16 protein-coding genes and 1 pseudogene are annotated in these 12,150 nt (G+C 35.1%); 5 read left to right on the forward strand and 12 right to left on the reverse strand.

The window, feature by feature from the left end; genetic code table 11:
- The first annotated feature begins 83 nt into the window (after positions 1-83).
- A complete protein-coding gene (locus RRV45_RS01255; protein WP_315666950.1) occupies positions 84-521 on the forward strand; it encodes a hypothetical protein in 438 nt (145 codons plus the stop codon).
- Between the two features lie 713 nt (positions 522-1,234).
- Positions 1,235-2,191 carry a DNA/RNA non-specific endonuclease gene (locus RRV45_RS01260; RefSeq protein ID WP_315666951.1) on the forward strand — a complete coding sequence of 319 codons (957 nt, stop codon included), beginning with the start codon at positions 1,235-1,237 and terminating at the stop codon, positions 2,189-2,191.
- A gap of 368 nt (positions 2,192-2,559) precedes the next feature.
- On the opposite strand, the gene RRV45_RS01265 is transcribed toward RRV45_RS01260, so the two are convergent.
- Positions 2,560-2,844 (reverse strand): transporter, encoded by a 285-nt coding sequence (locus tag RRV45_RS01265; RefSeq protein WP_315666952.1) that lies wholly within the window; start codon positions 2,842-2,844, stop codon positions 2,560-2,562.
- Between the two features lie 263 nt (positions 2,845-3,107).
- A complete protein-coding gene (locus tag RRV45_RS01270; protein WP_315666953.1) occupies positions 3,108-3,731 on the reverse strand; it encodes an FMN-binding negative transcriptional regulator in 624 nt (207 codons plus the stop codon).
- A 50-nt stretch (positions 3,732-3,781) separates the two neighbouring features.
- On the opposite strand from RRV45_RS01270, the pseudogene RRV45_RS01275 reads away from it, so the two are divergent.
- A pseudogene (locus RRV45_RS01275) lies at positions 3,782-4,078 on the forward strand (PLP-dependent aminotransferase family protein); the annotation flags it as partial.
- Between the two features lie 42 nt (positions 4,079-4,120).
- On the opposite strand, the gene arsC reads toward RRV45_RS01275, so the two are convergent.
- The 7 genes from arsC to RRV45_RS01310 all read right to left on the reverse strand — a co-directional run bounded on the left by arsC (position 4,121) and on the right by RRV45_RS01310 (position 8,558).
- Positions 4,121-4,540, reverse strand: a complete 420-nt coding sequence (gene arsC, locus RRV45_RS01280) for an arsenate reductase (thioredoxin) (RefSeq protein WP_315666954.1) — start codon at positions 4,538-4,540, stop codon at positions 4,121-4,123.
- Positions 4,541-4,561: 21 nt separating this feature from the next.
- Positions 4,562-5,860 carry an arsenic transporter gene (locus tag RRV45_RS01285; protein WP_315666955.1) on the reverse strand — a complete coding sequence of 433 codons (1,299 nt, stop codon included), beginning with the start codon at positions 5,858-5,860 and terminating at the stop codon, positions 4,562-4,564.
- Positions 5,861-5,874: 14 nt separating this feature from the next.
- On the reverse strand, positions 5,875-6,219 hold the full coding sequence (locus RRV45_RS01290; RefSeq protein ID WP_315666956.1) for an ArsR/SmtB family transcription factor: 345 nt from the start codon (positions 6,217-6,219) through the stop codon (positions 5,875-5,877).
- A 235-nt stretch (positions 6,220-6,454) separates the two neighbouring features.
- A complete protein-coding gene (locus RRV45_RS01295; protein ID WP_315666957.1) occupies positions 6,455-6,709 on the reverse strand; it encodes a helix-turn-helix transcriptional regulator in 255 nt (84 codons plus the stop codon).
- A gap of 236 nt (positions 6,710-6,945) precedes the next feature.
- A complete protein-coding gene (locus tag RRV45_RS01300) occupies positions 6,946-7,074 on the reverse strand; it encodes a hypothetical protein (protein WP_315666958.1) in 129 nt (42 codons plus the stop codon).
- A 14-nt stretch (positions 7,075-7,088) separates the two neighbouring features.
- A complete protein-coding gene (locus RRV45_RS01305) occupies positions 7,089-7,955 on the reverse strand; it encodes a permease (protein WP_315666959.1) in 867 nt (288 codons plus the stop codon).
- Positions 7,956-8,108: 153 nt separating this feature from the next.
- Positions 8,109-8,558 (reverse strand): MarR family winged helix-turn-helix transcriptional regulator, encoded by a 450-nt coding sequence (locus RRV45_RS01310; RefSeq protein ID WP_315666960.1) that lies wholly within the window; start codon positions 8,556-8,558, stop codon positions 8,109-8,111.
- A gap of 359 nt (positions 8,559-8,917) precedes the next feature.
- On the opposite strand from RRV45_RS01310, the gene RRV45_RS01315 reads away from it, so the two are divergent.
- A complete protein-coding gene (locus RRV45_RS01315; protein ID WP_315666961.1) occupies positions 8,918-9,511 on the forward strand; it encodes a nitroreductase family protein in 594 nt (197 codons plus the stop codon).
- A 355-nt stretch (positions 9,512-9,866) separates the two neighbouring features.
- Here the strand turns inward: RRV45_RS01315 and RRV45_RS01320 are convergent, their stop codons facing one another.
- The 3 genes from RRV45_RS01320 to RRV45_RS01330 are packed head-to-tail and all read right to left on the reverse strand — an operon-like array spanning position 9,867 to position 11,303.
- Entirely contained in the window at positions 9,867-10,568 is a 702-nt protein-coding gene (locus RRV45_RS01320) for a DUF4386 domain-containing protein (protein WP_315666962.1), read from the reverse strand.
- 59 nt (positions 10,569-10,627) lie between these two features.
- Positions 10,628-10,855: a helix-turn-helix transcriptional regulator gene (locus RRV45_RS01325; RefSeq protein ID WP_315666963.1), complete on the reverse strand. Its 228-nt coding sequence runs from the start codon at positions 10,853-10,855 to the stop codon at positions 10,628-10,630.
- Position 10,856: 1 nt separating this feature from the next.
- On the reverse strand, positions 10,857-11,303 hold the full coding sequence (locus tag RRV45_RS01330) for a hypothetical protein (protein ID WP_315666964.1): 447 nt from the start codon (positions 11,301-11,303) through the stop codon (positions 10,857-10,859).
- Positions 11,304-11,633: 330 nt separating this feature from the next.
- Here RRV45_RS01330 and RRV45_RS01335 point away from each other — a divergent pair, with 330 nt between their 5' ends.
- Complete coding sequence (locus RRV45_RS01335; protein ID WP_315666965.1) at positions 11,634-12,113, forward strand: RrF2 family transcriptional regulator; 480 nt, start codon at positions 11,634-11,636, stop codon at positions 12,111-12,113.
- The last annotated feature ends 37 nt before the right edge of the window (positions 12,114-12,150 follow it).

A 12,150-nucleotide genomic window follows, 5' to 3' on the forward strand; every position in this document is an offset into this window, starting at 1 on the left:
CCGTTACCCTACGGCATGATTTGGAATTTACTGTTACTAAGAAACAAGCTTCCAGATTTTCGAAAGGAAAGGGTGCACAGATTATGGGAATCCGTCAAATACCTACTTTATCTTTTGTAAGGGCCACAGATTCAATTATTTTAGAGCTTAATAATGACCTGACATTACTTACATTAGACCCTATCACCACGACCGCTGGTCAAAAAATTAAATTCGATGCTATGATTGAGCTCTTTACTGTTTTCGAGGTGAATGCGAATTTCTTCTGGGGTCTCAGTTATCAATTAAAACGTCAAACGAATGGATTGCCGCCGGTAACGGTTGTAAGAAATGTATTACAGCGTCTGGGAACCAGTTTTGATTTTACCAATGTTGAGACGCTTGTTCCAAACCTGACATTTGTTGATACTCCAGATGCCGGTACTCATATTTACACGATCACTTTTGAATTATTCAGTGTATTAAATATTAGAAATATTGCTGCAGAAGAACGCAATATGAGTGCAAATGTTTTCCCTTGAACTTGACAAAAATGTATTTTGGGTATTTTTGCACATCCCCCCGAAAAGGTTGATTAAGAGAAAAAGCAACACATGTCAAAACGTATATAATACTATTGACATGTTTCAAATCACATTATGTTGTAGTTATTCCATTATCGGCCGCTTTACTGAAATAAGGAAAGCGTCTTTGTTTATGAAAAGGGCCGTTTAATGGAGGAAGAATAGCAATAAATATTCATATTTATGGTACAATTGCAAAAATCTTATTAAATAAGGCGGTAAAGTAATGACTATTAGATGGGATGAAATAACCTATGATAATTTAACTAATATAGAAAAGGCGTTGGAAATTTTTGACCAAGCATAATTTATTAGAGTTATTTTATAAAGAAAAATATTGGTTAGTAAATGGAGTAGATAACAAGATTCTTAGGAATTGCTTAGAAAAGATGGGTGTGGAAAAAGTACCATTATTCAACTAAACAAGCCAATAGAAGCTAATCCTTATTTCATAATCGGGCGCAATTCTTGAATTGGAATTGTGCCTTTTTCAATGCAATGGACTCTACTAATCTTTATTGGAATTTAATACTACATACTTCGAACTAAGTATCTACTGTAATAAAATTAATTTTGTAATATGCTATTACAAGTAGGTTAACAATGTTAATTTATGTTTTATTCAAAGCTCTCTAGAATGTTCAGTAAAAAATACTATAAAGAGTCCTAAAATGAAAAAGAAAATAAACTATTTAATCTTACTTCTAACTGCCATCTTTATAGTTGGTTGTTCTAACGTAGAAGATGCATCCGTTACAGATAAAGAAACAGATTCACAAGATGTAACCACAGTTGAAACAAATTCAAATAATAGCGCAAAAGAAGAGACGATCACAACGGTTGTAGATGAACCAGTAGTGGAAGAAACGCCAACCGAACAAAATAATGACCTGTTCTCGGGATACAAACTTATTGAAGTTGATGGTGGTGATTTGTCTGGACATCGTGAACCTAACGTCGTTGTTGACATTGGTTATGGGGACCGAAAGTATTGGGCCTTCACGAATGAATTTGGGCAACTAGTCCGTGTCATTGCTGACGAAATCATTCTACAAGATGACCGTACCGAACCTGTAACATCGTCTGGCAGATACTACTCTGATGAAGCAAAAGTTCCTGGTGTCGAAAGAGCAGATTTAGATGAAGGACATATCATTGCGGATTCTCTCGGAGGGGTATCGAATGCTTATAATATTACTCCACAAAATAGTACGCTCAACCGACATGGTGATCAAGCATATATGGAGGATGCCATTCGTAAAGCTGGCGGGGTTACTAATTTTGAAGCTATTATCACATATCCTAATACGGAAACACAGATTCCTTCTCATTATAAGTACACTTACACTTTAAAAGGGAATAAGATTGTGGATGAGTTTGATAACGGCAACCCTGATGAAATAAATAAATCTCTAGGCTTAACAGAAAGTAAATCAACTAAATCAAGTTCTAATAAGTCCAATGCTTCGAATGGTGCTGAAGATATTTCTAGCGTTGATACAGATGGAAATGGTCAAGTAACAATTAAAGAAGCAAAAGCAGCGGGTTACAGTATGCCTATCACCTCGGACCATTGGCTCTATAAATTTATGGATGATCGTGATGGAGACGGTACCGTTGGTGAATAAACACCTAGAACTCAAGGCAAATTAAATGAATGAATAAACGGGTGACTTTACAGAAACAATCGGGCGCGATTCTTCAATAAAGAAGATCGCTTTTTTCCGTTTTAGGGCCATTAAATGGAGAAAGAATCTCAAGAAAAATTGAATACTTATTTAATGATAGTATGTTTGTTTGTAAAAGATTGCTTAAATTAACGGGGCAGTTTAAATTAGCTCCACGTCAAGAATATCTTCTTATTCAAGTAACAGGGTGCGATTCAGATATAGGAATAATAGAAAAGATAAAATGAACTCCTTTTTTGTTGAGGCAGCCATATATGGAAAAAAAGCCCTGTGGTTTTAATTCCACAAGGAGCTTGGAGCTATTTATATCAGTATAAAGTAGGGATTGGATAGCAGGCAGCCGTTTCAATGAATCTTTCATCAAAGCCATAGAACGTCCAGAATGTACCGTTCCACCTATATCCTGCAACTTCACCATATTGAAGATACGTTGGGTAAAACCAGAATCCCTCCCCATTCACTAACCAAACATAAGTGTAATTATTTAAACAATCGACTAAATAGTGTGAAGGAAACGGTTTTGGTGGAACGTATGCGGGTGGAGGGGATTGAGGTTGTTGTCTCATTGTACCTTGAGGTGGAAAGAATGCCATCTATTTTCACTCCTTTATTAGATAATTACCCAACATAATATGCTGAAAAATATTGAAGAGTTAAAAATTAGGGCAAAAATCAAGGTGAGTTAGGATAAAAAATATCCAGCTTGTGAAGAATTATTCTTAAGCTACGGGTGCTATTCTTCAATAAAGGATTTATTCAACAAATGGGGCGCTTTTCTGTAAATTACAGAAAAGCGCTTGATAATGGAATTAAATATTTTGTTCAACTACTAGTGTCTTTTTACAGAGTGGCATAATTATTTACTATTTTTTAATCTCTCTTTCATCACTTCTGCCAATTGTTGAGAATTTAAATTGTCTTCTTCTTGTAATTTTTCAACGATGTTATGATAATCCTCTTTATTTCGATTCTGACTTAATTTATAAGCAGCTTGAACTTCTTGCACTTTTATTTTAAAACCGACAATCCCTTTTAGTTGACTTTCTAATAGCTGAGGCGATAACTTAACCCATAATACTGGGTTTTCACGTTGTTTTTCATACTTCTCTAGTAACTTTGTAAGATCTAGTTTCAATTCCTCTTCACCTAATATACTTGCTTGGCCATATACATGTACTGCTTGGTAATTCCATGTAGGTACATTTTCATGTTCGTACCATGAAGAAGAAATATAACCATGTGGTCCTTGAAATATGACTAGAACCTCTTCACATGTTTCAAATGTTCTCCATTGAGGATTCCCATATGCCATATGTCCAGTTAAATAATATTCCTCTCCATGTTTATGAAGCCCTAATGGAAGGTGGGAAGCAATGGGTTTCCCTTTTTTTGTTGTGACCAATGTTGCAAATGAGTTTCCCTCAATAAATTCTATAATTTCACTGATATTTGTGACTTGAAAGTATTTTGGAATATACATAATAGCCTTCTCCTTTTTATCACTATTTTTGATGGGTATGGATATTCATTATTGTTTATAAGCGAAAAATGGAGTGCATCGTTTCAGAATTAAAAAAGCAATTCAAACAACATATTTCCATAATTGGAGAGCAGTCTGGTTTGTACCTATTAGTTAAGATACATCAAAAACGTTCAGAAGGCAGGTTAATTGAGCGTGCAGCCTTTAATGGTGTGAAAGTATACCCTACTTCGATCTACTTCATTAATAACCATTCTGATGAACCCATTATAAAACTTGGTTTTAGTAATCTTACTTGTAAAGAAATTCAATTAGGCGTGAAGCTTTTAAAAAAGGCTTGGTTATAAAAAAAGCCAAAAACCAAGAGAGAGCTCTTGGTTTTTTGGCTATTACTTACCCGTTTCAGCAAAACGTTTGATTCTCTCGCCCACTTCATCACGAACACGTTGGAAGAAAGCCCATTTTTCTTCTTCTGTTCCTTCAGCTTTTGCTGGGTCATCAAAGCCCCAGTGTTCACGTTTAACATGAGGTGGTGTCATAGGACATTTATCAGCAGCATCTCCGCATAATGTTACAACTAAGTCAGCATTATTTAAGATTTTAGGATTAATAATATCTGAAGATTGATTAGAAATATCCACTCCTGCTTCTTTCATTGCCTTTACAGCATTTGGATTTAGACCATGTGCTTCAATCCCAGCACTGTACACATTCCACTCATTACCTAGATAGTTCTTTGCCCATCCTTCTGCCATTTGGCTTCTGCAAGAATTTCCTGTACATAAGAAGTAAATTGTTTTTTTAGGCATACTGTATTTCTCCTTTTATAATTAGTGAATGATTAACAGCCATATATATAAGCCAACTAATGTAATAAATAGGGTTGGGATGGTTAAAACAATACCTGTTTTAAAGTAAGTACCCCATGAAATCTTAACCCCTTTTTGAGATAAGACATGCAGCCATAATAAGGTGGCCAGAGAACCAATTGGCGTGATTTTCGGACCTAAATCTGATCCAATCACATTTGCATATATAAGCGCTTCTCGTATGACACCACTTGTATTTGTATCTGCAATAGCTAATGCATCAATCATGACGGTAGGCATGTTATTCATAATCGATGAAAGAATAGCTGCTATGAATCCCATTCCAACAGTAGCTGCAAACAGACCTTGATCGGCAGTCACTTGAATAAGATCAGATAAAATATTCGTTAAGCCTACATTTCTTAATCCGTAAACGACAACATACATGCCAATAGAGAAAAAGACGATGGCCCAAGGCGCACCCTTAATAACGGTGCGAGTGTTAACAGCATGGCTTCTTCTAGCCATGAAAAGGAAAAAGATAGCTGCAATACTAGCGATTATTGAGACAGGAATGCCTGTAAATTCACTTGCAAAATACCCTACGAGCAGTATCGCTAAAACACCCCAAGATAATCGAAACATTTTCATGTCACGAATAGCTTCTACAGGCTTCTTTAATTGGGCTATATCATAATTTTTCGGTATGCTTTTCCGAAAGTATAAATATAAAACAAAAATACTTGCAGCTAAAGAAAAGAAGTTGGGGATAATCATCCTCGAAGCAAATTCTGCGAATCCAATACCAAAGAAGTCTGCAGACACAATATTAACTAAGTTACTTACGACTAGAGGAAGAGATGTTGTGTCCGCAATAAATCCACTTGCGATGATGAATGGAAAAACCATTTTTTCATTAAACTTAAGATTTCGAACCATTGCCAATACGATAGGAGTCAAAATAAGCGCGGCACCATCATTCGCAAAAAACGCTGCTACTAAAGCTCCAAGTACGGACACATAAATAAACATTAGAATACCATTTCCTTTTGCAGCCCTAGCCATATGAAGAGCGGACCACTCAAAGAAACCAATTTCATCTAATATAAGAGAAATAATGATGATTGCGACAAATGCCAATGTCGCATTCCAAACGATGGAGGTTACATCGATTACATCTTTAAAATCAACCACTCCAACAATTAATGCCAGGATAGCGCCACCACACGCTGACCAGCCGATTGATAAACCTTTAGGCTGCCATATGACTAAAATAAGTGTTATTAAGAAAATCACTGATGCTAATATAACTGATGTCAAAACTTAACCTCCTATTACTCACACGAAATGCGTAATCCCTGTTCTTCTAGTTCTTGTAATTTAAAATCCTGACTTGGAAGATGCTCGAGCATTTTTTTAATCAATGGATAATACTCGCTATCTTTATTTAAAGAATAAATATTCCACTGACCGCGTCTTGTTTCTCCAACGATTCCAGCATCTTTCAGCTTACGAACGTGTTGACTAATAGAAGGCTGACTTGCCTTAAATATTTCAACAAACTCACAAACACAACAATCGTGAGAGTCTAAAATTTTTATCATTGTTAGGCGTGTTTTATCACCCAACAATTTTAAGACAGTTGCAGCTTTTTCTATTTCAATCGTTGATACTTGCATGAAAGCACCTCCTAATTTCATCCGTGTATCAATATATAATAATTTGCTTATATAATCAATAAGAAATTATTTTTAGTTTTTAAATTTATTCATTAACTTATTCATATATTGAGATAGGAAAGAGGGACCTTTCTCATTTCTTCTTAAAAGGTATATTGAAATAACCAGAACAACAGCAACAAAAATTAAGCAGGGTATGATTTTTATAAATATTTTTAACTTACTCTCTAAAAAGCTACAAAGTTGTGTTACATGTCTCTAATTCTTGATCACACCCAATACTTTTCTTTAGTTCAAATGGATTAACATAAAATGAAGTACCAATTTTCTCAATAAAATGGTCTGTAGGATGCATTTTACTAAGTTCAAGATTAATAATTGTATTTTCAGTAGTTTCGGTTGCTTTGGCTAATTGCGATTGTGTAATTCCTAACCTTTCACGAATTTTTCGAAGCCCCAATCCATAATTTAAACAAGGTTCATTCAACACCCGCATAACCTCCCTTAATAGATATATCAATATATAATAATTTACTTATATAATAAATTGCTTATTTGGTCGGTTCAAGTGTTTCATGTGAATTTTTTGTAAATATTTTTATAACTAGCCAATTGTGTATAGTTTTATCCTCTAATGTGAGTAAAAAAAACAAACCCTGTACTTAGGGCACAGGGTAATGGGATAATATACAATATTTATTTTAACTAGAAACAATCTACCTCTTCTTATTTATTTTTTTTGACTTCTTCAATTTCTTCAATTTTCACAGCGCAACAAGAGCTACCTTCTTCTTTGACTTCTTCTATCTTTACATTACAGCAAGACTTATCTTTGCTCTTTTTAAACCATACCATTATCCTCACCTCCTTTAAATTAAGTAAAAGAGAAATCCTGATATAGAAGCCATAAGAACAACAGACACAACAAATGCCGAAACAAGACGTTTTTGAAAGATTGAATTTAACAGTGCTACTTCTGGCAAGCTAGCGCCAGTTGAACCAATCATTAATGCCATAACTGGCGGGAAGGCCATTCCTTTTGCAATAAGTATTTGAGATAAGGGAATCATCGTTGATATTCGTATATACAGTGGAATTCCAATGATTGCAGCAACCGGAACTAACCACCACATATCGGCTCCGAGATAAGTAGTAATCCATTCTGTCGGAACTGCTCCATGTATGACTGATCCGATCCCAGCCCCTAATAAAAGATAGGGATAAACATTTTTCATGAGGCTCAAAGTCTCTCTTAATGCACCCCTGAAACTGAACTTAACACTCTTCTCGTTAAAACCCGTCATGGTTACTTTTTTAACAGCTGTTTCAAAACCAAGTTTTTCTAATGTTAAACCGATAAAGATGGATAAGGCTGAAGTAACGAGAGTATAAATAATTGCAACCTTAACCCCTAGTAGAGTTGCCATAAGCGTGATGATCGTTGGGTCTAAAACAGGGGAGGCAAATAAAAATACCATCACTACGCCAAAACGAACCTTCTTATTCAACAAGTTCACTATTACTGGAATAGTAGAGCAAGAACAAAAAGGAGTGATAAACGCGAATGAAATGGCTGCGGAAACTCCGATAAACGTGTTTTTTCCTGATAAATATTTGTTAAGTTTTTCGTAAGGGATTACCCCCTGAAGTAGACTAACTAGAAAAGAAATTGCTACAAAAAGGATTGTTAGTTCCAATGCAATCGATATAAAATCTTGAATGATTTTTTCAACCATCTTAAAAACTCCTTTATTATTTGCATTTTGCAAGTATTTGTTATGTTTTTAGAACAAAAAACCTAACACTCTGATTTTCTATATCGATCTATAAAAAATTGTAAGATTATGCATGTTATTTACTTGCAATTTACAAGTATTGATGAGAGGGAATTACCCCCAAAAAGGCTTGCAACACATGCTGGATTTTGCCATTGCATCATTTAACAACTTTATCGAACGAATAACAGTTTCTTTTTCAAATTCATTCATATGAGAAAATACTTCATTTAAATACTCATTCACTTTTTGATCGATTGTTGTTGCAACATATTTACCCTCTGTTGTTAATGAAAGAATGCTAATTCGTTTATCATTTATATCCGGTGTTTTTTTCACTAATTTCATTTTCACTAATGATTGCACCTGGCGGCTAAAAGTTGTGATGTCTGTGCCCAATGTATCTGCTATTTGTTGCATCGATGGTTCGTGTTGATTGTCAATCTCATAAAGAATATGACTTTGAATGAGCGAAATATCAAAACCACCAGCACTGCAGCAATTTTTGTTCAAATGACCAAAGCGTCGGGTTATAACCTGGAATAAACTTCGAGTATTTTCCATTTTCTTCACTCCTTATATTTAATTATATAAATTAATTTGCAAAATGCAACTATTTAATAAATTAAATTTCGTAATTTAGGAAGACCTTGATAGGTGTACCATAGCAACCTCTTAGCGAAATTTTCAACTTATCCTGTTTGGCATTTATCCGATACAAGCAGGATTAGGAAAGAGAGGGAAAGCATTTTTTCCACTTACTAATTTATTGGCTCGCTATGGAATCAAAACTTTGAACGAAAAGCTACATAAAAAGTAACAAAACAAAAAAGTTAAGCATTTGAATTTGGTTAATTTTTCATTTATCATTAGCTAGGAAACTAATTTTTATTTAGAGTTATTATTAATGGAGGTAATAGATTATGAGTCATTCTCGGACAACTGCTTACCTAATTGATCAAGTGTTTTTAGATCGATGGTCTCCTCGATCTTTTATGGAAAAAGAAGTTTCTGATGAAGTTTTATTTAGTCTCTTTGAAGCAGCTCGTTGGGCTCCATCTGCTTTAAATATCCAGCCTTGGAGATTTATTTTAGCCAGAACACAAGACGATCGTGAAAAATTCTATTCTTTTATTTTTGAGGGAAATCTTGCTTGGTGTCGGAAAGCCCCTGTTCTCGCGTTAATAATTTCAGAGATGAATAATGAAAAAGGGCTTAATAAGTCCCACGCCTTTGATAGTGGAGCCGCATGGGGTTTTCTTTCACTAGAAGCCACTAAAAAAGGGCTTATTACTCATCCAATGACTGGGTTTGACTTTGAAGCAGCCCGCAAGGTTCTCGATATTCCGGAAAAATATGCAATAAATGCATTAGTAGCGATTGGATACCAAGGTGAAAAGGAGGATCTTCCAGAAATACTGCAACAAAGGGAAAATCCATCTCCAAGGCGTGAAACGAAAGACTCCCTTTTTGAAGGAAGTTTTGGTCATCAAATTAAAGAGTATGTTCATGTATAGAAAATACTATATTACTCTATAAATTTAAATTATATTATCTGAGTTAGATATTTTTAGTAATAGATAAAAAAATGGGTCTGTTTTTAGCAGATCCATTTGATATCGTGATATTCCAATTCCCTTAATAAGCAGTATGCACTTTTTTAATAATCTGGAATTCCAATCAGCCCGTTTTGATTTCCAAAACAACCTTCCCCTTTGTACGCCCAATCCTAACATATTCTCCAATTTACCTTCTCTTACTTGTATAATTGTAAGTATTTCGTGGTTTTCTCCTCTTTATTTCTAAAGATTCAGTTAATCTTAAACAGATCAATTTTTAATAAATCACTATGCAAGCTTTCCTGCAAATCTTTTACTTTTTTGCAAACAAAGAGGCAAGTGCAGACTGATTGAATCCTTTTACTATGAGCCAAACTGCTAAAATCATTTCATTCGCTGCTACCGGTATAGCCAGAATACCACCCCAAACAGAAAGTTGAGGAAATACGCCGAACATGACGAACAAGGCACAAATAAAAATTAGAGTTGCCCCTGTCATACCTAAAATGGCTATAAATCTTGGTACGAGCCTGGTTTTATAAAATATATAACTGTACATCATTGTATTAATTCCTAGCATGAAATTGGGGCCAAGCAAAAAAGTCCAGTCATGGATTGCATGCAGTACTATTCCGGAGGTTTGATAAGATGCGGTATCTGGGGATCCTAATGCGACAAATTCTCGGCTTAATGTCAAAAGGGACAATACGCTGATTACACCAATAGTAATAATAATCGCTTCTAGAAATCTGAAACAAACATGCCATAGTGCGATCGTTTCATTATATTTTCGTAAAATCGGAAACATGATTGTTGCAGTACCAACCGCTGAAACGACAAGAATGAGTTCCATAAGTGCCCCCAGTACGATTTGATTGGCATGTTCAGAACCATTCACTAAGTAATCAGGACCGTTTAGGATAGGGTCGTATAATAAAAGACCTGCAACCGCCGAAACAGCTGCAAGAATAAACAGTGTCCCCACAATTTTGGCTGCTTTTTTGTTTGAATTCATATATTTATCCCCTTCTTTTAATAAATTTACAAACAGTAAAGCAAAAACAATAATCATTCTTACAGCTTTGAGTTGTCCCCATAAAAGAATACTTCTTCTAGCGGTAAGTTAAAGGCGTGGGCAATGCGAAAAGCCAATTCTAGAGATGGGGAGTAGTTTCCCTTTTCGAGAGCCACGATTGTCTGTCGTGTAACGCCAACCTTGTCTGCCAATTGCTGCTGTGTCATTTCATCATGATTGAAGCGTAATTTTCGGATGTGATTGCCGACAAGATTCTTCTTGCTCATATTAGACTCCTCTCCGATAGTGATATAGTCTCGTAGCAGATCCGGTTAAATCGGAAATGAATCCCGAAGTGATCAGGATAATGAACATTACATGTAAAGGCTGGTAGATGATCAGGGATCCCATTGCAAGAAGAAAGCCGATGATAAAAACAAAAAACGCATTCCGGAACGCTTTCAAGTCAATTAATTTATCCAATTCATCCGCAAAATTTGGTTCCTTTTCTCTGGTTGTAATTCTAAAGACGATATTAAAAATAATGCTGATAATGATGTGTGCGATGATTGAAACCAAAGTCAAGATGAGGACGAAGGAACCCCAATAACGAAAGGACTCTGCCGACTCCATCTCCCCGCCGGGATATTGCGGGTACATGTACAAACAATAAAATCCAAAAATGAGAATAGTACTGATCAACGACAAGATACTTTTCTTCTCTTGATAGGTCATATTCAACCTCCTTGTGTAGTTATTTTTACATCATGTTAAGTTTGATAAACATAATGTAATATAAACTATACATCAAGTCAAGTTTTTGTTACATAAAAAATAGAAAAATTTACCTCCTCTTGCCAATGTGGCAATAAACGAACTTCGTAAAAGCAATATCAAGATCTTTTATACTAATGATCTTGTAGGGCTGAAGAGAAGTATAGAGGTAGAAAAGTTTACTTTTTGATAATGATTTCATACAATAAAGTGGATAATGATTATCCGAGTTATTGTATTTAGTGTAAATATTTATAAGAAAAATTATTTTAGAAATAGGCGGTGATTTGAATGCAGATGAAAACTGGAGTAGAACAGTCAGTGTATGCCATTTTTATTCTTAACATGTTACCGGATAAAGCGGTATTACCTGGGGAAGCGATAAGTCAACAATTGGGAGCTTCACCAACATATTTCCAAAAATTGTTAAGGAAGTTAGTCAGTGCGGATTTGATTACTTCTGTGCCAGGGGTAAAAGGTGGGTTTAAATTACGGAAAAAACCTGAAGACATTCGGATATACGATATTTACCTAGCTATAGAAGGTCAGCAATCTCTTTATTCTTCCAGTGGTGTTTTGAATGACATGCTTGAATTAGAAGAAGAGAATAGCTGCTGTATGTTAACAGACTTGATGGAAGAAGCAGAGTCTTCTTGGAAATCTGTGCTGAAACGAGAAACAATTGCATCCTTATTTGAGGAAATTAAGGATGGATTTCAACCCAAAGTGCATGAACTGCAAGAATGGATAAAAGAAAAAATGGTTTTATGAAATTCACGGAAAAACAATTAGTAAGAGCTTGATCAAA

Origin of the sequence: Bacillus sp. DTU_2020_1000418_1_SI_GHA_SEK_038, assembly GCF_032341175.1 — a bacterium.
Taxonomy (GTDB): domain Bacteria; phylum Bacillota; class Bacilli; order Bacillales; family Cytobacillaceae; genus Cytobacillus.